This window comes from Neobacillus sp. D3-1R, from assembly GCF_052180215.1.
Taxonomy (GTDB): domain Bacteria; phylum Bacillota; class Bacilli; order Bacillales; family Cytobacillaceae; genus Pseudoneobacillus.
The window spans coordinates 1,751,472-1,771,913 of sequence record NZ_CP197471.1 but is presented as its reverse complement, the minus strand read 5'-3'; the positions used below and the strand labels follow the sequence as shown (position 1 = coordinate 1,771,913).

Sequence of the window (20,442 nt, the reverse complement as noted above, 5' to 3'; positions counted from 1 at the left end):
TAAAATCCATCATTTGTTTTTAATGATCTCAATAAAGTGGAATAAAATTCTAGCTGTTAATCCCCAAATTACCCTATTATCATAAAGGTAAAAGTATTCTTCCATTTGTCTGGCACGCCAATTATAGTCTTTTCCTCCAACTAATAATTCATAAGGAAAACCTTCCTCAGGTTCAACTCTAAAGTTTACCCGATATATTCTTGGGGTATTTTTTATGAAAAAAGATAGAGGAACAGTAAATACTTCTTCTACCTCAGCCTTATTTAGTCGAAACTTTTCTTGTTTAATGAAACCCGCATATGGAAACACCATCATTCCAAAAGGAGAAACGAGATAATCCAATGGAAACACGTCTGAAATATCTTCACGATTTAAACCTAATTCTTCCATTGTCTCTCGAATGGCTGTAAATTTTTCTATTTTATCATCCGGATCCATTCTTCCACCTGGGAAACAGATATCTCCTGGCTGTCTCCTTAATTGATGTGAACGAACTTCAAAAAGTACATGTATTTCATTTTCTTTCTGAATTAACGGTAGAAAGATAGCAAATCTAGAAAAACTCTCACTCCCCAAAATTTTCGGCTGATGACTTTCTAATATAGATTGGACTTTCTTTATATCCATAAGCAACACCTCACCTTATTTAGCACTATAGACATTTTCATTCACAGCTGTTTCTTGATAAAGCTTTGTTGTTTTTTCCCTTTTTAATCCATAAAAGAATAAAGCTATACCAAATACTACAAATATTGGCTCTAACCAATTGGCTTCAGGACCACTAGTAATTCTATGTAAATGGAAAAACCAATGAAATACGACTATATCAAAACTTAAAAAAAGACCAGTTGCTACTAAGAAACCGTGAAAAAAGGATGGAGAGAACCATTTTTTTAAAATGATCATGATAAGAAGAAGAATAACTAAACCAGTGCCTACAGCTCCTATTCTTTCCCCTGCTGATTGGAGCTGTACACCCATAGCATAAGCTTTTATGCTATGTAAAAATATTGACATGCTAAAATAACCTGAAATAAAACCTAATAATCGTTTTGTATGCATCCTATTTACCCCAATATTTTTTCTTTAATCATACCAATAATAATAGGTTGATTTCCATCGATTTCACTTTTTTAAAAACATCTAATCAAAAGCCATTCTTATCTAACTCATATAATTTTGTCTAAATTGTTACGAATTATATAAACAAAATTATGTTTGTAAAATAATCATTGTTCCTGTCGGAATCTCTCACTTCTCTCGCGAAAAATTGTAAATTTTTACAAGATTAACTCTAAAAATATTATTCACACATAGAAATAACGTTAAAGAAAATACAGAAATCCTCATTTGCAAACTTCCAAATTCTTCCTTGCTAATTTTGTCACATTTAATTTCGAGAAGGTATGTTATCATCATACGTGTAGTGAAAACTTAATACATAGCGGTTTTCACTACTTCCTTTTTGTTCAAGTTTGTGAACAAATGTACAAAAGTATGTGAATGATTGAACAATAATACCTTCAACTTTGTCCAATCTTTGAACAATTTATTATTCTACTAAATAATTTGTTTTTAACTGAAAGGAGTTGCAACATGAAATCGAAAAAACTTTTTGTCTGGCTTGTAGGAGTATTATCACTATCCATGCTTGCAGGCTGTGAAACCAATATGGTCGTTTTTGAACCTCAAGGACCAGCTGCAAGAAGTATTATGGACCTTATTAACTGGTCTCTTATTTGGATGCTACTTGTAGTGGTTGTCGTTTTCTCCTTGTTTGGTTACATTATCTGGAAATATAGAGAAAGACCAGAAAATAAAGATTATGAGCCACCTGAAGAACACGGTAGCATGGTATTAGAAATAATTTGGACAGCAATTCCAATCCTAATTCTTGTCGCTTTAACTATTCCAACGGTTAAGACCTTGTATTCATTAGAAGAAGTCCCAGTTGGGCATGAAGATAAAAAGCCAATCACAATTAATGTTACGGCCGCGGATTGGAAATGGATTTTCAGTTATCCCGAACAAGGTATTGAAACGATAAACTATGTAAATATTCCAGAAGATACACCTGTTAAATTTAAACTCACTTCTGCTGGTACCATGCAATCCTTTTGGGTTCCTGCATTAGGTGGACAAAAGTATGCCATGAATAAAATGGAAACAGAATTAATCCTCCTTGCTGATAACCCTGGTTCTTATCTTGGTAGAAATACGAACTTTAATGGAAAAGGTTATGCAGGGATGGAATTTGAAGTCCTTGCTCAAACAGACGATGAGTTTACGCAATGGGTAAAGGAAGCAAAGCAAACAGCTCCAAAGTTGACGGAAAAAGAATATAACGAATTACTTAAACCAACCCATCTTGGTCGTATGACTTTTTCAAATACTCATCTTGAATGGGTGAATCATGCTGAAATGAATTCAAAAGACTACACAAACCCTGAATTATATCGCGGTCACGGTTACCCTGGACAAATATTCGAGGATCCAGAGCAAGTAGATGGTAAACTTAGTGACCATGAAGGACACAACATGCAAGAGGAAGAATCCAATGGAGGTGGACATAGTGGGCATTAAATGGAATGAATTTTTTATTACTGGTGATCCTCTCATTCTCGGTTCCCAAATTGCCATTCTTTTAACGATGTTCGGTATTGTGGCTGGACTCACTTATTTTAAAAAGTGGAATTGGCTATGGACTGAATGGCTAACAACGGTTGATCATAAAAAAATTGGAATCATGTATATTCTTTCCGCGGTATTAATGTTTTTCCGCGGCGGAATGGACGGACTACTTATGAAAGTCCAAACTTCACGTCCAGAAATGCAATTTTTAGATGCTCAACATTATAATGAAATTTTCACAACTCACGGGGTCATCATGATTCTCTTCATGGCGATGCCTATGTTAATTGGTTTGATGAACGTTGTTATCCCTTTACAGATTGGTGCAAGAGATGTGGCTTTTCCTCAATTAAACGCCTTAAGCTTTTGGCTATTTTTTAGCGGTGCCATGCTATTTAATATATCGTTTGTTATCGGTGGTTCTCCTGATGCTGGTTGGACTTCTTACTTCCCTCTTGCGGGTAAAGAATTCACACCAGGAATCGGGAATAACTATTATGCGATTGCTTTACAGATTGCAGGTATCGGTACATTAATGACAGGTATTAACTTTATCGTAACCATATTAAAAATGCGTACTAAAGGCATGAGTTTGATGAAGATGCCAATGTTTACTTGGACGTCTTTAATCACATCTGTTATTATCGTTGCCGCATTTCCAATTTTCACTGTTGCATTAGCTTTAATGACATTTGACCGTCTTTTTGGAACACACTTTTTCACCGTGTCCGGTGGCGGTATGGATATGCTTTGGGCTAACCTGTTTTGGTTATGGGGACATCCAGAGGTTTATATCGTAGTACTTCCTGCTTTCGGTATGTTCTCTGAGGTTATCTCCACTTTTTCTCGAAAGTCTCTTTTCGGATATAAATCGATGGTTGTTTCTATTGTAGGGATTGCTTTCTTAAGTATGTTAGTATGGGTTCACCATTTCTTTACCATGGGTTCCGGCCCCCTTGTAAACTCAGTTTTCTCTATTACAACGATGATGATTGCGGTTCCTACCGGTATTAAAATTTTCAACTGGTTGTTTACTATGCGTAAAGGGCGAATACGATTTACGACTGCCATGTTATGGGCACTAGCGTTTGTACCTACCTTCGTTATTGGTGGGGTAACTGGGGTTATGTTAGCTATGGGAGCTGCCGATTTTCAGTACCATAATACGTTATTCCTGGTTGCACATTTTCACTATGTGTTAATTCCTGGTGTCGTATACGCAGTATTTGCTGGCCTTTACTATTGGTGGCCAAAAATGTTTGGGCATATGCTGAATGAGAAACTTGGTAAGTTCCACTTCTGGTTTTTCAATATTGGATTTAACTTAACCTTTATGCCGATGTTTTTCCTAGGATTAAACGGTGCTGTTCGACGTTCCTATACCTATTCAGTAGAATCAGGGTTCGCACCATTATTCTTGGTTTCGGCCATTGGATCAGCTATTTTAGCCATTGGATTTGCATTCTTCTGCTATAACATTTACTGGAGTGCTCGTTATTCTAGCCGTAATATCTCCCATGATCCTTGGGATGCTAGAACACTAGAATGGATGACAGCATCCCCTGTACAACACTATAACTTTGCAATAGTTCCTGAAGTCAAAACACTTGATGCTTTCTGGCACTTTAAAAAGCAAAATAAGGATCTAACCTTAAAAGATGAAGAATTAGAAGAAATTCATATGCCAAGTAATTCAGGATTACCTTTTTATATGGCTGTAGTCTTCGGCATAGTCGGATTCTTCCTTGTATTTGAATGGAAGGTGGCTGCTCTTGTGGCAACGGTTGGAATTCTTGTGGGCCTAATTATTCGCTCATTCGACTATAACGATGGATACCATGTAAAAATAGATGAAATTAAGAAAACAGAAAGTAAATGGAGAAACAATTCGAAAGGAGTGAATCATCATGTCAGCTAATGTGGATACGTCACTACCATTAGAATACCAAACCGAACAAAGCCGATTAAATATTCTTGGTTTCTGGATTTTTCTTGGAGCTGAAGTGATTTTATTCGCAACTCTTTTCTCCGTGTATGGTGTTTTAGGAAGTCGTCATGCAGGCGGACCGACACAACAGGACCTATTCGTTTTTAAAGATGCAATGATCATGACCCTTATTTTATTGACAAGTAGTTTTACTTGCGGACTTGCTATATTTGAAATGCGTCGCCATAACTTAAAAGGTCTAATCACGTGGCTTATCATTACACTGCTCCTTGGTGCTAGTTTCCTATTTTTAGAGATTAACGAATTTTCACATTATGTTCATGAAGGAGCAACCATGCAGACAAGTGCCTTCCTTTCTAGTTTCTTTGTACTAGTTGGTACGCATGGTTTACACGTAACAATGGGGATTGGTTGGGCTATTCTAATATTGATCCAGCTCTTCACTCGCGGATTAACTCCTGTTACAGCTCGTAAAGCATTTATTATCGGTTTATACTGGCATTTCCTTGATGTCGTTTGGATCTTTGTATTTACATTTGTTTATTTAGCAGGGATGGTGTCCTAATATGAGTAATCATACGAATTCACATAAATTCCCTGTCCACCATATCATTGGGTTTATATCATCTTTAGCATTAACTTTCTTCGCTGTGTGGGTCGCATTAAAAACCAACTTATCGTTTACAATGATTTTAATCATTATTGGAGGATTAGCCATCATCCAAGCAACTCTCCAGCTAACGATGTTCATGCACTTAAATGAAGGTAAAGATGGTAGAGTTCAGCAGATTAACATTATTTATGCAATTTTTACTGCTGTGGTGATTGTCGCTGGCTCGGTTTGGGTACTATCTTCCGGTCATAGTCATCTATAATGTCATTGCATCGGAGTTCATTTCATATGAACTCCGTTTTTTATTGCCTTAAATATCTGTTTAATAAGTTCCAATCATACTTGATATAAATCAAGGAAGAATCCAGGTTGTCAGATTATGATTAAACTAGTTTTTATGAAAGGGGCAAACAAATGTTAAACATTCAAAGAGAAGGTTCAAGAGCCATCATCGATGCTAGAGATTTAATAAAACAAGGAATTCATCCACGTGCTCAAATCATTGAATTTATAAAGGAAGCAGAGACTGGAACCATCATAGAGGTGCACCTTCCTTTACCTGGCCAACCACTTGTGGCAGCTGTCGAACAACTTGGACTAAACTGCGTCGTAAACGAAATCGGACCAGAACACTTCCGCTTACTCATACTAAAGCATTAACGCACCGGGGGTCAGACCCCCGATGCGTTAATATGGTAAAGCATTATCCAACTATTTCTTTAAGTTTTTCCGGATTTAGAAGTCGAATGCCGCGACGTCCATCTAATTCTAATATCTTTTGGTTTTGCAAATAAACTAGTTTTCGACTTAATGTTTCTGGTGTTGCTCCAATCAAAGAAGCAAAGTCTTTTTTAGGAACTGGAAGTTCAAAGAACTCTTTCTCCCTCTCCTTTTCAAAAAATAATAATAATGCTTTCGCTAATCTTCGCTCTACCTCTAGTAAACTAATGGTTCCTATCCATTCATCAGCCTTTTGAAGCAACTCACTTAATGCCAGCATGAAATTCATAGCCATTACTGGATTTCTCTCTAATATACCTTTAAAATCATTTTTATTTAATAGGCACACTGTTGTTTCCTCTAAAACCTCTGCATCCGCATAATGCATTTTATTGTCCAATAAAGCGTACTGTCCAAAAAAATCTCCTGGAAAAAGAATTCTTAGAATTTGTTCTTTTCCTTCATCCGATACCTTTGAGACCTTTATCGTTCCTTGATGGACAACGAAGAGTGCATCAGAAAGCTCACCTTCGCGAAAAATATATTCCCCTTTTGCAAAGGTTCGACTCTTAATCACAGACGATAGATCAATTAATTCTTCATCACTTAATCCTTTAAATACAGGAACAGTTCTAACACAAGACCCGCCATGTTGCTGTTTTCCACAACACATAATAAGCACCTCAACTTATGATTACTCCAAATTAAGGATACACTATTATTTGTGAATTTACTGTGTTCTATATCATCATCTTGATTTAAATCAATTTATTTTTAGTAAAAATCCATTATGATAAAGGCATAAGCAAAAGAAAATTATGGGAGGTTACATCATGGAAAGAAAATCTCTACAAGAACATTTAGATTATAATGAGGAAAAATTCACAAAACGAATTATCTATAAAAAAGGCGAAAGCACTGTATTTGTCTTAAACTTTATGCCAGGACAAAAATTGCCGGCACATAAACATCCCGGTACAGAAGTTTATTTACTTATGTTAGCTGGAAGTGGAACATTTACCATTGACGGTGTTAATACGACGGTTAATGAGATGGATGTTATTCATACCTCATCTGAAGAAGATCTCGCATTTGAAAATACAAGTAATGAACCATGTAGCATATATGTTATGTTAAATAAAATTCCAGATGAAAGATACGCTCAAAATATTTAAACAGGACATTTCAAAGATTGTGCTCAAAAACAAACAACTGCCCCTCATTATTAGACACTATCTAATAATAAGGGGCAGTTTGCGCTTTTGCTAATCATTATTTTATTGAAAAGATTTCATTTCCCTACGTTTAACTTCTTTGCGAAATATTGTAAAAAGTACCATATTGAAAAAGGCTAGTACAAGCATTAGGAAAGTGTGCTGATATGCATGTGCTTGAACTGTCAAGTAAACGTTCACAAAACAATAAAACGCTATGACTAAGTATAGGTACATAAGCAATTTGCCCAAATTCCATTCCTCCGTTCACTCTAAGTTAGTATTATTATACTTTGTTTATGTCAGAATTGACAGAATTTATTCACAAAAATTTCATATTTCCTTCAAATTCGTTATTGACAATCACTTTTTATTGATCCTATATATATATTTATTTATCAGTCGAAACATTAGTAGATGGAAAATGAATTAACAAAATTGAAGATTACAGATAAAAAAACGAATCTCTTAGAGGGATTCGTTTTTTCCTTTATTTATTGAGAAGTGATTACTTAAAGGCTGAATATTGATAACAGAATCAGATTGCTTAATTTCATAGACCTTGGAGTCTTCTTTTGAAGAATAGAGTCTTGCCGTCTCATCCTCTATAATCAACATTGTATGGTCTTCTAATCCAATTCCAATTTCTATCTTATGTTTTTTTAATAATTGATGAAATGATTCAGCTCTATCTTGATAATTATAATGAGACATGATGCATCCTTGAACAAAACCCAATCCCTCAACAATCGTGTAGCCAATCTCCTCTTCATTACTTCCAGCTTGGGAAAATAATGAGTGAGCTCCTGCACTAAACCCTGCCACTATTGCGCCATTCTCCAATGCCTGATTTAAAAAATGAATTGCGTTCGTATCTTTTAAGGTCTTGATTAATGGTATCGTCCACCCTCTACCTATGTAAATTAGGTCAGCATGAGGTAAGGTACTTTCTTTCCCTGGTTCAAGCAAATCCACCACACAACCAAGACCCTCATATATTTCTCGAAAACTTCTATAGTTGTCAATAAAATCTCGTGAGGCATAAGGGATAAATATTACCTTTGGTTTATCATTTTGAATAAATCCTCGAATGGTTGTTTCCAGTTCTTTATCAAAATCACCACCGTTATATCCCCCGCCGATTACAATCAATTTACTCATTTATTATCTCACTTTCATATTTTTTAAATCATATTCAATAAGGGAAATCATCCATTATAATCGTTACCGTTTTATTTTCCCAATCATGACGAGTCATGGCATAACCAACAGAATCAAATAAACTACCATTTTGTGGCCAAGACTCTCGGTGATACGCCTCTTTTATATAACCAGCTTTATAAAAAGTTTTTCTCATCGCAAAATTATCCTGTCTTGTATGCCCTTCGACCCGGTGAATATGAGAATAATTTATAAAAACATACTCGGCTATCCACTTAATGGCCTCTACCCCGAGCCCTTTTCCTCGACTCGAACTTCTAAATCGAATATCAAATAGGCAAGTAAGGTCCTCCAAGTCAAACAATCGAATTATCCCGATGATTTGCCCATCTTCACTTACCCAGAAGGTTCTATTCCCATTCTCTGTATAAAAACCTTTTTGAAACGAACTACTTATCGATTCTTTACTAGGGTTTACTTGTCCATGAAAATGCCATGGTTCAGATGTTAAAAAATGAACTAGTTCATTCAGTTGATCTTTTTGACATTCTTTAAAGGTAAGCACTTGAACAGTCCTTTCTATAAATAGTTAAGCCAGGTTTGTTGAGGTTCCATTATTTTAATTGATTCTATTAACCAATTTTTCTGCTCCTACATTTGAGTTAGTCATCTTCCATCTTTTATTCCTCTTACAAAAATATCATAATCCATTACTTGGAATCTAGTCATTTTACAGATAACATTGGGGAGAATAGTTAGTTCCTATTAAATGAAAAAACAAGCTCAATCAGCTTGTTTTTTCATTATTATTACAAAAGATAATATCCATAGCTGCTGCTATATTATTTATTAAACGTAAATATAGTTTAATTCTACTTTGAAAAGCATCTACAAAATTTACTTCCACACCTCTGTTAGTGTTTCTCTAAAAAGTTCATTAAGCTGTTTGGTTGGTTCGACCTTTATTGGATTCATATTTTTCGTATATGCTTCAATATCCATTAATTCAGCTTCAAGAGAGTGCTGAAGGTAATCTATTCTTGGTTGTTTATCTACTTCTTCACCCGCTTTTTTTCTTTCCAACAAATAGAAAATGTAATCTTTAAGCTCTCCTTCTTGAAGAACTCCGTTTAATATCTGTTCAAATTCAACTGGAGGAAAGGAACCATACTCTTTTATCCATTTTGCAGCAAAAATAGGTCGAAGAATGGTAAAGTATTTTTTAATTTTGACTTTCTCGCCATGAAGATAATCCTTTATGTTTCGTCTTGCCATTTTCAAATAATGAAATAAACAAGGTATGGGATCAAAGTTTTTTGATGATATCCACTTCATTCTATTTATAGTTGAATAAGCTTCGTAATAAACCATATCTGTATGAAGCCATTCAAGCAGGGTTGGATTTGATTTTCTGAGTAACTTTAAGGCTTTTTTTAACTCCCACCCATTTACATCTAATAAGGAATGTGTTTCGATTGAAAGTCGATCCTTCTTTGGAATTTCTATTACATCACGGTGGTCATCAATCGATAAATACCAATTTGGTTGATGAACATAAATGAATCTCATATCGAAATCACTTTCTGTTGAGGGATATCCCCAAGCTCTGCTTCCGGATTCACATGCATAAAGAACCTTTACCTCAAACTCTATTTCCACCTGTTTTAGCAACTTTAAAATGTGCTCATACAACACAATCCACTCCATATACTCCATATAAATCTATCTAAACACACTTGATGGAACGTCGAAAACATTCCAAAGCACTAGAATAAATACGACTGATAGACACCATGCCAATAGTGGCCTAAGATAATGAATTCTTAAAATAATAAACGCAACTGCATTAAATAGAAGCGACCAACCAAAATTCCAGCCATTATAATAATTTATTAAATGAAGTTTTGTATCAATGAATTCATTTATTCCATAGAAACCTACCCAACATAAGATATAGAATATTTGTTTTATATGATTACCTTCTGGAAATTTAGATAAATAAACCAGAATAGTTGCGGGGTACTTTACAGCCATAATGGACAAAGAAACATGAGAATTGGTAATACCTGCATTTTCATCAAAGCCCTGAGGGTTATACTTCCACATTGGATAATGGTCAGATAATAGATAAAGGTAAATAAAATCTCCTATGATAAAAAAAAGGATGGTTGGATAGTACTTTTTCCAGTTTCTCCAATCTCCCCATTTCCATAATATAAACAACCAGATGAAAGCATAAATGGCATTCACCATACTCACCTTCTTAACCTAATCTACTTACCATTTATTTACAATATTATCCCTATTTTTCTTAATCTAAACCCAACTTCATTAGAAAGAAGTTACCATTTTTATTTAGGGATTAAATGATGCTTTTCAATGGATTAATAATACATAATAAAAAGGAGCCATGATGAACCCCCATTCCAAATTTCCTCACTAATTTGGAACGGGAGGATCTTGCTCCTTTTTTGATAAATTATCTTGTTACCGCATTTTTAGAATAAGCCGTTACAACCCTAATAACACCATCCTGACCTTTGACTTGCCAAGTAAATTCTGCTCCCTTAAAGGTTGTTTCAAAAGCATTTGTTTGTATTCCAGGCTTAAAATCATTTATCATAGCTGACTCATTTTTTAGAACAGTTCCTTTAAACGTGCTTTCCTTAGCACTTAGAGTGACACCATTTAGATTTTGGTAACCCCAGATAGCTGTAAACGTTCCATCACCATTATTTACTACCTTGTTTACATTTGGAAGTAAGGCAGAATATTTTGGTGCATTGTTAGAAGAAGCTACAACATACTTTGTTTGCCCATCCGGTCCAGCTAATGCCCACATCAAATAGGTCCCTTTAAACACAACAGAAAAAGCTTCTTGATTTGTTCCACTTAGGAAATCTTTCTTCATAGGCTGCCCATTATTTAAAACTGTCCCTGAAATAAATTTACTTTCCAGAGCATCCACTGTTACACCACTGCCATTTTGATAACCAAAATAGGCTGTAAATGTTCCATCCCCATTATCATAAACTGCTTTTACGATTGGTGTTAAAGTACCATAGTTTATTGCATTATTGACACTAGCCACAGCTGTATAACTCGCTCCATTTGGCCCTACTAAATTCCAAGAAAGTGTTGTACTACTAAAAGTAGACTTAAACGCTTCATTTACTGTACCTGGAACAAAGCCTGTTTTCATTGGCACTGAATAATTTAAGGCTGGTGTAACATACTGGCTTATTTTAGCATCCACTTCTACTGCATTTTCGTTTTGGTAGCCAAAATACGCTGTGTAAGTACCATTCGTATTTTTGTAGACTCCTTTTACAAATGGTTGAAGAGATTTGTATGTTTTAGAATTACCCGCAAGTGCTGTAGCTGTTCTTTTCACTCCATCAGGACCGGTTAACTCCCAGCTAATTGAAGGGCCTGTAAAGGTAGTTTTAAATGCTTCCTCTACCTTCCCTTCTGTAAACCCTTTCTTTAATGGTGATGCATTATTAAAAACATACGCTGATGTTAATTGACTTGAGATAGCATCCACTGTCACGTCGTTTTGATTATCATAACCCCAGTAAACAGTGTAGGTTCCGTCACCATTATTATAAACATCTTTTACCAGTGGAATTAATGGTTCATTTTTAGTAAACGTTGTTAAGTCTTCTTTATTTTCATCTTCATTTTTATTTTTTACATCAATCCAATAATTGACGGTTCCTTTGCTCCCCGTTACTTTTGTTGGAGCATAAGTGTCTGTATTACTTCCCAGTTTAATAGAAAATGTTACATTTTTTGAAGCTTCAAATCCACTCGGTTTAGAAGCTTTGTAAAGGGTTCCATTTTGTCTGGTAAATTCTAATGTTTTCTTTATTTCTTTATCTTTACCTTTATGCTCATGTTTATCTTTCTTGTCTTTCTTTTTCTCTTTCACTTTATACTCAAGCGTTACTTTTGAATCTTTTGCAAGTTCTCCACCTTTTATATGGAGATGGATTTGTGTTTTTGCTGCCCCTAACACTTTTCCTTGAGGTAACGCAAAGCTAGTCATTAATACGAATGCCATTAATACGAAAACATCGATTCGAAAAAACCTTCTCATTTGTATTCCCCCATTAAATCGTTTATCGGATAAAACAGCCGTCTAAAATCCTCCCTTCCAAGTATTTCCTTAATAGGTTCGATTTTGCATTTTTAATTTATGGGGGTCATTTTTCAAACTTTCGAAAAATAGGAAAAAAGACACAAAAAAAACGGGTACTGAATGTCTAATTAACTCATTCAATACCCGTAACGTATTTTATTTTGGATTCCCAATTTCATTTATTGGAAAAAAGCGGAATTTCACTTCTCCAATAATAGAATCACTGGAAATGGTACCAAAAATTCTGCTGTCCTTACTATATAGGCGATTATCTCCCATCACAAAATACTGATCTTTAGGAACTGTGATTGGTCCAAAATCTTCTGTTAATCGATCCATTCCACTTTGACTTGCTAATTGACGATTATGTGCAAGATAACCTTCATTGTAAACTTTACCATTTATATATAACTGATCATTTTTCATTTCAATTTGATCTCCTGGAAGACCTATTACCCTTTTAATATAATTTTCATCTGCATCTGGAGCATGAAAAACAATCATATCAAAATGTTCAATTTTACTCATTTTAGACACTATTATTTTATTATCATCTTCAAATGTCGGTAGCATGGATTCACCTTGAACGGTTACAGGTGAAAAAATAAACTGACGGCATATAAATGCAATGGTTAAGGCAAATAAGATTGATTTAATCCAAGAAAATATTTCTTTTTTTGTACTTTCCTTCATCGACAATCCTCCCTATAAGGTAATGCTCTTCCATTGTATCATATATATAGTGATATTTATCTAAAATCGTATCGATTATATTTAAAAGATCAAAAATGCACAAAAAAGGGAATCACCCATCGAGAAGTGATTACCCTCTTGAACATTATTTTCTCTTTGGATCTTGTTCTTCTGCCATTTCCATACCATATGCAAGTTTTGGATTAAATCCAAGTGTTCTTTCGTTTGACGTTCCAACGGAAGTCCGCTTAACTATATATCGATGCACTAGTACCTCTGCTGCTGTAATTATAGTGGCAGATATAATACTCCCCCAAGCTATTTGAATATAGCTGTTAAGAACAACACTTCCAAAGACCCATACACTTATATAAGTCAGAAAAAAATCAACAACTAGTGCATTTCGGTTTCCAAGTCGAGTTAGAATCATCCGATCTCCAATAAAAAGGGAAATAACGGTAGTTGTTAAACTAAAGGATATGATTTCAGCCAGTGATGCATCAAAAAACAAATCTAACCCTATGGCAAACGCAAGCAAAGATACGACCAATTTTATAATAAAAATCCTTGTTATATCCATTAATAACTTCCTCCTTTGTTTTATTTTTTGGAGAAAAAAATGAAACCATACATCCATCCTTTTTGAAATCATAAAAAATGATTTTAATACCGCAAGAAGGGTTCAGCATATTTCTAGCGAATTTTAAAGAGAAAATAAACTTTATATGTAAGAAAGAAGGCAACGATATAATGGAGACAGTAAATGAATTCCTATTAAACCTTAATAAAGACATGCAAGTCCTACATAAGGACGTAACCGAAACAAGTTGGATGGCTCAAACAACCGGTGATCCAGAATGGGCAGAAAAATTAAGTAAAGCAGATACCGAATATAATCTATTTTTCTCAGATAAAGAAAAATTCGAAAAGACACAAGAATATTTAGAAGATCCTTCATTAACAGATATAGAAAAAAGACAGCTCGAACTTCTTTTGAATAACATGAAAGAAAACCAATTACCTGAAGAGATATTAGCAGATTTAGCTAAGCGATCTTCTGAATTAAACTTATTATTTAATACATACTCTCCTGAAGTAGATGGAAAGCAATATTCAGCAAATGAAATTAGAGAAATTTTACTTAATAGTACGGATTTTGAATTAAGAAAGAAAGTATGGTTCGCAAGTAAGGAAGTTGGGAAGGAAGTAGAAAAAGACCTTCTTGAGCTTGTAAAAAAACGAAACGAAGCAGCAAAGATGCTTGGATATGAGAATCATCACCAAATGAGCTTTGCCTTACAGGAATTAGATCGTGAAGAGGTATTCTCTATTTTTAATGATTTGATTGCTCAATCAGATGAAACCTACAGATCGATGAAGCAAGAACTTGATGAAAGATTAGCCAAAAAATTTGGTATTCAATCTTCCGATATTCGCCCTTGGCATTATGTTGATCCATTCTTCCAGGAAGCTCCGCCTTCCGAAACAACCAATCTAGATCCATTCTATAAAGGGAAAGATTTAGTTCAACTGACTACTGACACATTTGGATCAATGGGAATTGATATCTCTGATTTATATGAAAAGAGTGATCTTTATCCAAGGGAAAAGAAAAACCCAACTGCTTTCTGTACTGATATCGATCGCTCAGGTGATGTAAGGGTTCTTTGCAATCTTACTGAAAGTGCTTATTGGATGGAAACAAATTTACATGAATTTGGCCATGCTGCTTATTTTAAATATATTGATTCTGAACTCCCCTTTGCACTTCGTGGTGTCAGTCATACCCTAACAACAGAAGCTATTGCCATGCTTTTTGGTAAAATGGGTAAGGATCCTAGATGGTTAAAGCAATTTTTACAAGTCGATGAACAAACTATCGATCACATATCACCTGAATTACAACAATATCAACAATTACAAATGTTAATCTCAGCAAGATGGATAATCACATTCGTTTTCTTTGAAAGAGAATTATATGAAAACCCGGATCAGGATTTAAATTCGTTATGGTGGAAAACCGTACAGGAGATTCAATTAGTAACCCCTCCTGATTCCACTGATAATCCAGATTGGGCAGCTAAGATTCACTTTACTCTTGCACCGGTTTATTACCAAAATTATTTATTAGGTGAACTAACTGCTGCTCAGCTATTAGTCCATATTGAAAAGGAAATTTCACCAGATTTCTTCACAAAGGAAGCTGGGGAATTACTTGTGAATTCATACTTTAAACCCGGGGCACTTTATACATGGAATGAAAAGATTCAACGGGTTACTGGTGAAAAATTAAATCCTAATTATTTTGTACAAGTTTACTGTAAGTAGACCTATTCGGAGGTAGAAAGATGAGAAACCACGAAATTGATTACAAAATTTACGGTGATGATATGCAATTTGTCGAGGTCGAATTAGACCCGCAAGAAACAGTCATTGCTGAAGCTGGAAGTTTAATGATGATGCAAGATGGTATTCATATGGAAACCATCTTCGGAGACGGTACAGAGAGCTCCGGTTTTATGGGAAAATTATTTAGTGCAGGCAAACGAGTTTTAACAGGTGAAAGCTTATTTATGACTACTTTTACCAATAACGGAGTTGGAAAGAAACAGGTTTCCTTCGCTTCTCCTTATCCAGGTAAAATTATTCCCTTAAGCTTAGACGAGTATGGTGGTAAAATTATTTGTCAAAAGGATGCTTTTCTCGCTGCCGCGAAAGGAGTTTCAGTAGGCATTGAATTCCAAAGAAAGGTCGGAGTAGGATTTTTTGGCGGGGAAGGATTCATCATGCAGAAGCTTGAAGGTGATGGAATGGCTTTCGTACATGCAGGTGGTACCATTGTCAAAAAAGAACTTTCACATGGTGAATTATTAAGAGTAGATACAGGCTGTTTAGTCGCAATGACCAGCAGTGTTAATTATAATATAGAGTTGGCTAAAGGAGTTAAAACAGCCCTTTTTGGCGGGGAAGGATTATTTTTTGCTACATTAACCGGACCTGGAACTGTTTGGATCCAGTCCCTTCCATTTAGCCGTTTAGCTAGCAGAGTTTTTGCTGCTATGCCTCAAACAGGTGGCGCTAAGGATGAAGGAAGTATTGCAAGAGGTATTTTCAACTTATTTGATGGTGATTGATTCCATAAACAAAACTTAACTGCAAACAAAAAAGCTTGGATTTAGTTCCAAGCTTTTTTCATTAATTTTATCTACTATTTTCCTATTTCTTCATTTGGATACACCTTAAAACCCTTCCTTTTCCAAATTGATGCAAAATCTTATATAATAAATGATTATGATTAATTTTTAGGAAAGTTAGGAGATTATATGGAACGATTGCAGCCAGTTTGGGAAGTATTTATACGTTTCTGGAGAAAAAACCACCTAACGCAATTTATCTTACTCTTTATTTTAACCGGATTTTTACTTACTTTACTTTATTTTGTATGGTCAGCAAGTCGAGTAAATGTTCAATCATTGAAAGAAGGATTAAGTCAACCGACCGTCATTTATGATCATAAAGGTGAAATTGCAAGTAATGTCATTACGAATCGAACAAAAGGAGTATCCATTAAAAAGCTCCCCAAACATGTAGGGGATGCCGTTGTCGCAATAGAAGATGAGCGGTTTTATGAACATCATGGATTTGATATAAAAGGGATTACTCGCGCTTTTTTTAGTAATCTATTCTCCGGTCGAATTACTGGAGGAGGTAGCACGATCACTCAACAGTTAACAAAGAATGCCCTTCTCTCCCGTGAAAAGACATATAAAAGAAAGCTAGAAGAACTATTCTTAGCTGTAAAGATAGAAAAGGTATATGAAAAAGACGAAATATTACAGATGTATTTAAATCAGGTATACTTCGGAAGCGGATCATGGGGTATAAGCCAAGCTTCGAAAAAGTATTTTAATAAAGATATTACGGATATCTCCATAAGCGAGGCAGCTACCTTAGCTGCACTATTACAAGCACCTAGTGCCTTAAACCCTTATGAACATTATGATAAAGCCTTAAAGCGACGAAATGTTGTATTAGCGAAAATGAAAGAAAAAGGAATGATATCCAAGAAGGATTATGAAAAGTCTATCAAGGAAAAAATTCATCTTGAGGATGGTGGCGGAAGCTTTATTGAGCGTAAGTATCCTTATTATGTAGATTCGGTTATTGATGAAGCAATCGATTTATATGGTTTATCTCAGGAAGAAATATTAACAAGAGGCTATCGGATTTATACTGAGATGGATCAAGATTTGCAAACTGCTCTTGAAAAGGTATATAGCCGAGATTCCCTTTTTCCAAGAGGAAGGTCAGGAGTTTTGGTTCAAAGTGGTGCTGTTTTACTTAATCCATCAAATGGTGGAGTTCAAGCACTTATTGGAGGAAGAGGAGAACAGGTTTTTCGTGGGTTTAACAGAGCCACGCAATTAAAAACACAGCCTGGTTCAACTATCAAACCAATCGCTGTATACACCCCCGCTCTTGAGGAGGGTTATACGGTCACCTCTTCTCTAGTGGATGAACCAACAACATTTGGTCAATATAAGCCCGAAAATGCTTCTAAAAAGTATCAAGGCGAGGTTCCAATGTATAAAGCACTTGAGGAATCATTAAATGTTCCAACTGTTTGGCTACTAGATCAAATTGGTTTAAAAAAGGGTGTTGATTCCGTTAAACGATTTGGCATTCCTGTAGAAAAAGAAGATGAAAATCTAGCTCTTGCCCTTGGAGGAATGCATTACGGTATCTCCCCTCTTCAATTGGCAGCAGCCTTCTCGACTTTTCCAAATGAAGGAAAACGTCATGATGGTCATCTAATTACAAAAATTATTGGACCGACAGGGGATGTTCTTGCAGAACATAAAACCAAAACGGTAAAAGTGACTTCAAAAGCCGTGACGGATGAAATGAATTCTATGTTATTAAATGTCGTCGAAAATGGCACTGGAAAAGCTACTAAAATTCCCGATCTGCAAATTGCAGGAAAAACTGGAACTACTCAGCTTCCATATGAGGATATAAATGGTACGAAAGATCAATGGTTTGTCGGATATACTCCCAATCTAGTTGGAGCCATTTGGCTTGGATACGACAAAACAGATCGCGAGCATTATCTCTCAAACAGCAGCTCTCAAAATGTAGTTCCCATTTTCCGTGCTATAATGGAGCAAGCCAAACCATATATAAAAGCAGAAAAATTTGAAATAGCATCTATTAATGAAAGACTAAAAGATGATGAAGAAATGATTTTGTCAAAGAAGAAACTCGAAGAACAAGTGGAAAAGTTCAAAAAAGAGCTGACAGAAAACACAAATCTTCTAGAAGAAAAAATCAAAGAGGAATCACCAAAATGGAAGGAAAACTTTGATAAAAAGATGTATGAGCTTGGTCAAAGAATGAATGAATTCTTTCAAAAGCTTAAAGAACTGCAAAAATAAAAAAAGGCTCTAAAAGGTTAGTTTTCATCGCTTCCCTTTTAGAGCTTTTTTATTGACCTTTAAATTTTTTCTCTATATCCATATCAAAAACAAAAACAGACATCCCAAAATCTCTATCAATATCGATATCTACAAATAAATCTACAAAATTACTTTGAAGAAAATCTTCCATTTCAACAGGTCGATTTTTCTTATACATCTCTTTTACCATTTCTGTTCTAGCTGCCCGAACCATTTGCTTTCCATCTTCAGCACTGGCAATAAATTTTTCAACCGGGGATAAGTTCCCTTCCATTTCACAGATAGCCCAATTTTTACAAAAAGTGGTCGTAATTTTACTTGGACCTTTTCCCATATGTTTTTTTCGAAAGGAGCGTACCAAATTACTGAACTCTGCTTCGTACTTATTCATGGAATTTCCAACCCTCTTACCAACTATTTTCTTTAGTTTAAGCAATTGGCTAAAAAGTTGTCAATCTTATAGCTTCTACATTGATGTAATAATATTTCCAGTATCTTCATTGATTTTGGTAAAACTGAAATCTTTCAAATAAACGAAGTTTCATGTACTATAATAATATATTATTGACCTTGAACAGGAGCCTTAGATGAAGAAGAAAAAACTATTATTATATTACTTCATTGGAAGTTTAATTTGGATTTATGGAACAAACTACCTATTAGATTCATACATTTCTAACCAATATATTTATATGGTTTCACGGTTTAAAGAAATCCTATATGTCATTGTTACAGGTATTTTCTTCTATTTTTCCATCATTAAAAAGGAAGAATTAGATGCTTCCAAAGAGGAAGAAAAGAGACTCTCCACTCTTATTAATTCAATGGTTGACTTTGTAAACTTTAAAGATGGAGAAGGAAAATGGATAGAAGCAAATGAATTTGGATTAAAGTTATTTCAAATAGACCATGTGGATTACAGAGGAAAAAAAGACTCTGAGTTAGCTGAATACACTGCTTTTTACGCAGATGCTCTTCGTTACTGTGAGATTTCCGATGAGGACGCCTGGAAGAAAGGGAGCATTAGTCGTTATGAAGAGGTAATCCCATTACCTGACGGAACAACTAAAACCTTTGATACCATTAAAGTTCCTCTTTTCTATCCTGATGGCAAACGAAAGGGTTTAGTAATCATCGGACGAGATATTACAAAACTCAGACAAGCGGAAGAACGATTAAGATTGACGGAAAAGCTCTCAGTGGTTGGAGAACTATCTGCTAGTGTTGCCCATGAAATTCGAAACCCCCTAACATCCTTAAAGGGCTTTGTACAACTATTAAAAATGGAAGATGAAAAGCATCAATTTTACTATCAAATTATGCTAGATGAGCTTGATCGTATCAATCACATTGTCGGTGAACTACTCTTACTTGCAAAACCTCAGGAAATTAAATTCTCTGAGGCAGACCTCCATAAAATTCTAGCGGACGTCATTTCCTTATTAAGTACAGAAGCTAGTTTGCATAATATTCAGATTGACTTCTTAACAGAGCACAATGAATTATTAATTAACTGTGAACCAAATCAATTAAAGCAATTATTCATTAATGTCATTAAAAATGCAATTGAAGCTTCACATAAGGGTGGTTTAGTAAGTATTTCATTGAAACAACTCGAAAATCAAAAAGTCTCCATCATTATTCAAGACCAAGGTTGCGGAATCTCTCAGGAAAGACTAGAAAGAATTGGTGAACCATTCTATTCTTCTAAAGATAAAGGAACTGGCCTTGGGCTTATGGTAAGCTTTAAAATTGTCCAATCCCATAACGGAACCATCGTATTTGAAAGTGAACAGGATAAAGGAACAAAAGTTCAAATTGAATTACCAGTTTAAAGAAAAAAGATGCCATCGGATTCTTCC

21 protein-coding genes are annotated in these 20,442 nt (G+C 35.0%); 10 read left to right on the top strand and 11 right to left on the bottom strand.

Annotated elements, in window-relative coordinates:
* Positions 1–9: 9 nt before the first annotated feature.
* Positions 10–627 carry an NUDIX hydrolase gene (locus ACSBPO_RS08985; protein ID WP_442599719.1) on the bottom strand — a complete coding sequence of 206 codons (618 nt, stop codon included), beginning with the start codon at positions 625–627 and terminating at the stop codon, positions 10–12.
* 15 nt (positions 628–642) lie between these two features.
* A complete protein-coding gene (locus tag ACSBPO_RS08980; protein ID WP_442599718.1) occupies positions 643–1,062 on the bottom strand; it encodes a hypothetical protein in 420 nt (139 codons plus the stop codon).
* 534 nt (positions 1,063–1,596) lie between these two features.
* Here ACSBPO_RS08980 and qoxA point away from each other — a divergent pair.
* From qoxA to ACSBPO_RS08955, 5 genes are all read left to right on the top strand, one after another.
* A complete protein-coding gene (gene qoxA, locus ACSBPO_RS08975) occupies positions 1,597–2,583 on the top strand; it encodes a cytochrome aa3 quinol oxidase subunit II (protein ID WP_442599717.1) in 987 nt (328 codons plus the stop codon).
* On the top strand, positions 2,573–4,549 hold the full coding sequence (gene qoxB, locus ACSBPO_RS08970) for a cytochrome aa3 quinol oxidase subunit I (protein ID WP_442599716.1): 1,977 nt from the start codon (positions 2,573–2,575) through the stop codon (positions 4,547–4,549). Before qoxA ends, qoxB begins: the two co-directional genes overlap by 11 nt.
* Complete coding sequence (gene qoxC / locus ACSBPO_RS08965; RefSeq protein WP_442599715.1) at positions 4,539–5,144, top strand: cytochrome aa3 quinol oxidase subunit III; 606 nt, start codon at positions 4,539–4,541, stop codon at positions 5,142–5,144. The genes qoxB and qoxC overlap by 11 nt, the downstream gene beginning before the upstream one ends.
* Before the next feature lies 1 nt (position 5,145).
* Positions 5,146–5,454 (top strand): cytochrome aa3 quinol oxidase subunit IV, encoded by a 309-nt coding sequence (gene qoxD, locus ACSBPO_RS08960; protein WP_442599714.1) that lies wholly within the window; start codon positions 5,146–5,148, stop codon positions 5,452–5,454.
* 152 nt (positions 5,455–5,606) lie between these two features.
* Entirely contained in the window at positions 5,607–5,852 is a 246-nt protein-coding gene (locus ACSBPO_RS08955) for an amino acid decarboxylase (RefSeq protein WP_442599713.1), read from the top strand.
* Between the two features lie 43 nt (positions 5,853–5,895).
* Here the strand turns inward: ACSBPO_RS08955 and ACSBPO_RS08950 are convergent, their stop codons facing one another.
* On the bottom strand, positions 5,896–6,585 hold the full coding sequence (locus ACSBPO_RS08950; RefSeq protein ID WP_442599712.1) for a Crp/Fnr family transcriptional regulator: 690 nt from the start codon (positions 6,583–6,585) through the stop codon (positions 5,896–5,898).
* Positions 6,586–6,745: 160 nt separating this feature from the next.
* On the opposite strand from ACSBPO_RS08950, the gene ACSBPO_RS08945 reads away from it, so the two are divergent.
* Positions 6,746–7,087, top strand: coding sequence for a cupin domain-containing protein (locus ACSBPO_RS08945; protein WP_442599711.1), 342 nt, complete (start codon positions 6,746–6,748; stop codon positions 7,085–7,087).
* Positions 7,088–7,594: 507 nt separating this feature from the next.
* On the opposite strand, the gene ACSBPO_RS08940 is transcribed toward ACSBPO_RS08945, so the two are convergent.
* The 7 genes from ACSBPO_RS08940 to ACSBPO_RS08910 form a co-directional block, all read right to left on the bottom strand.
* Entirely contained in the window at positions 7,595–8,287 is a 693-nt protein-coding gene (locus ACSBPO_RS08940; RefSeq protein WP_442599710.1) for a Type 1 glutamine amidotransferase-like domain-containing protein, read from the bottom strand.
* A 34-nt stretch (positions 8,288–8,321) separates the two neighbouring features.
* Positions 8,322–8,852, bottom strand: a complete 531-nt coding sequence (locus ACSBPO_RS08935) for a GNAT family N-acetyltransferase (RefSeq protein ID WP_442599709.1) — start codon at positions 8,850–8,852, stop codon at positions 8,322–8,324.
* Between the two features lie 332 nt (positions 8,853–9,184).
* Entirely contained in the window at positions 9,185–9,982 is a 798-nt protein-coding gene (locus ACSBPO_RS08930) for a nucleotidyltransferase domain-containing protein (protein WP_442599708.1), read from the bottom strand.
* Positions 9,983–10,009: 27 nt separating this feature from the next.
* Positions 10,010–10,540: a CBO0543 family protein gene (locus ACSBPO_RS08925; RefSeq protein ID WP_442599707.1), complete on the bottom strand. Its 531-nt coding sequence runs from the start codon at positions 10,538–10,540 to the stop codon at positions 10,010–10,012.
* Between the two features lie 226 nt (positions 10,541–10,766).
* Positions 10,767–12,389 carry a hypothetical protein gene (locus ACSBPO_RS08920; protein WP_442599706.1) on the bottom strand — a complete coding sequence of 541 codons (1,623 nt, stop codon included), beginning with the start codon at positions 12,387–12,389 and terminating at the stop codon, positions 10,767–10,769.
* Positions 12,390–12,587: 198 nt separating this feature from the next.
* Positions 12,588–13,124, bottom strand: a complete 537-nt coding sequence (lepB, locus tag ACSBPO_RS08915; RefSeq protein ID WP_442599705.1) for a signal peptidase I — start codon at positions 13,122–13,124, stop codon at positions 12,588–12,590.
* A gap of 145 nt (positions 13,125–13,269) precedes the next feature.
* Positions 13,270–13,704: a DUF2512 family protein gene (locus tag ACSBPO_RS08910; protein ID WP_442599704.1), complete on the bottom strand. Its 435-nt coding sequence runs from the start codon at positions 13,702–13,704 to the stop codon at positions 13,270–13,272.
* A gap of 170 nt (positions 13,705–13,874) precedes the next feature.
* Between ACSBPO_RS08910 and ACSBPO_RS08905 the strand changes: the two genes are divergently transcribed.
* The 3 genes from ACSBPO_RS08905 to ACSBPO_RS08895 all read left to right on the top strand — a co-directional run bounded on the left by ACSBPO_RS08905 (position 13,875) and on the right by ACSBPO_RS08895 (position 18,559).
* The gene (locus ACSBPO_RS08905; RefSeq protein ID WP_442599703.1) at positions 13,875–15,452 is read left to right on the top strand and encodes a M2 family metallopeptidase; all 1,578 of its coding nucleotides are present in this window, start codon (positions 13,875–13,877) and stop codon (positions 15,450–15,452) included.
* Positions 15,453–15,472: 20 nt separating this feature from the next.
* Positions 15,473–16,258: a TIGR00266 family protein gene (locus ACSBPO_RS08900; RefSeq protein WP_442599702.1), complete on the top strand. Its 786-nt coding sequence runs from the start codon at positions 15,473–15,475 to the stop codon at positions 16,256–16,258.
* 189 nt (positions 16,259–16,447) lie between these two features.
* Positions 16,448–18,559, top strand: coding sequence for a PBP1A family penicillin-binding protein (locus ACSBPO_RS08895; protein ID WP_442599701.1), 2,112 nt, complete (start codon positions 16,448–16,450; stop codon positions 18,557–18,559).
* Between the two features lie 49 nt (positions 18,560–18,608).
* Here ACSBPO_RS08895 and ACSBPO_RS08890 read toward each other — a convergent pair whose 3' ends face one another.
* A complete protein-coding gene (locus ACSBPO_RS08890) occupies positions 18,609–18,971 on the bottom strand; it encodes a DUF2294 domain-containing protein (RefSeq protein WP_442599700.1) in 363 nt (120 codons plus the stop codon).
* 196 nt (positions 18,972–19,167) lie between these two features.
* Here ACSBPO_RS08890 and ACSBPO_RS08885 point away from each other — a divergent pair, with 196 nt between their 5' ends.
* Complete coding sequence (locus ACSBPO_RS08885; protein WP_442599699.1) at positions 19,168–20,415, top strand: ATP-binding protein; 1,248 nt, start codon at positions 19,168–19,170, stop codon at positions 20,413–20,415.
* Positions 20,416–20,442 lie beyond the last annotated feature (27 nt).

Excerpts from the sequence above, each read along its gene's own strand:
- ACSBPO_RS08985 (WP_442599719.1), bottom strand. The coding sequence starts at position 627 with ATGGATATAAAGAAAGTCCAATCTATATTAGAAAGTCATCAGCCGAAA.
- ACSBPO_RS08980 (WP_442599718.1), bottom strand. The coding sequence starts at position 1,062 with ATGCATACAAAACGATTATTAGGTTTTATTTCAGGTTATTTTAGCATG.
- qoxA (WP_442599717.1), top strand. The coding sequence starts at position 1,597 with ATGAAATCGAAAAAACTTTTTGTCTGGCTTGTAGGAGTATTATCACTA.
- qoxC (WP_442599715.1), top strand. The coding sequence starts at position 4,539 with ATGTCAGCTAATGTGGATACGTCACTACCATTAGAATACCAAACCGAA.
- qoxD (WP_442599714.1), top strand. The coding sequence starts at position 5,146 with ATGAGTAATCATACGAATTCACATAAATTCCCTGTCCACCATATCATT.
- ACSBPO_RS08955 (WP_442599713.1), top strand. The coding sequence starts at position 5,607 with ATGTTAAACATTCAAAGAGAAGGTTCAAGAGCCATCATCGATGCTAGA.
- ACSBPO_RS08950 (WP_442599712.1), bottom strand. The coding sequence starts at position 6,585 with ATGTGTTGTGGAAAACAGCAACATGGCGGGTCTTGTGTTAGAACTGTT.
- ACSBPO_RS08945 (WP_442599711.1), top strand. The coding sequence starts at position 6,746 with ATGGAAAGAAAATCTCTACAAGAACATTTAGATTATAATGAGGAAAAA.
- ACSBPO_RS08940 (WP_442599710.1), bottom strand. The coding sequence starts at position 8,287 with ATGAGTAAATTGATTGTAATCGGCGGGGGATATAACGGTGGTGATTTT.
- ACSBPO_RS08925 (WP_442599707.1), bottom strand. The coding sequence starts at position 10,540 with ATGGTGAATGCCATTTATGCTTTCATCTGGTTGTTTATATTATGGAAA.
- ACSBPO_RS08920 (WP_442599706.1), bottom strand. The coding sequence starts at position 12,389 with ATGAGAAGGTTTTTTCGAATCGATGTTTTCGTATTAATGGCATTCGTA.
- lepB (WP_442599705.1), bottom strand. The coding sequence starts at position 13,124 with ATGAAGGAAAGTACAAAAAAAGAAATATTTTCTTGGATTAAATCAATC.
- ACSBPO_RS08910 (WP_442599704.1), bottom strand. The coding sequence starts at position 13,704 with ATGGATATAACAAGGATTTTTATTATAAAATTGGTCGTATCTTTGCTT.
- ACSBPO_RS08905 (WP_442599703.1), top strand. The coding sequence starts at position 13,875 with ATGGAGACAGTAAATGAATTCCTATTAAACCTTAATAAAGACATGCAA.
- ACSBPO_RS08900 (WP_442599702.1), top strand. The coding sequence starts at position 15,473 with ATGAGAAACCACGAAATTGATTACAAAATTTACGGTGATGATATGCAA.
- ACSBPO_RS08895 (WP_442599701.1), top strand. The coding sequence starts at position 16,448 with ATGGAACGATTGCAGCCAGTTTGGGAAGTATTTATACGTTTCTGGAGA.
- ACSBPO_RS08890 (WP_442599700.1), bottom strand. The coding sequence starts at position 18,971 with ATGAATAAGTACGAAGCAGAGTTCAGTAATTTGGTACGCTCCTTTCGA.
- ACSBPO_RS08885 (WP_442599699.1), top strand. The coding sequence starts at position 19,168 with ATGAAGAAGAAAAAACTATTATTATATTACTTCATTGGAAGTTTAATT.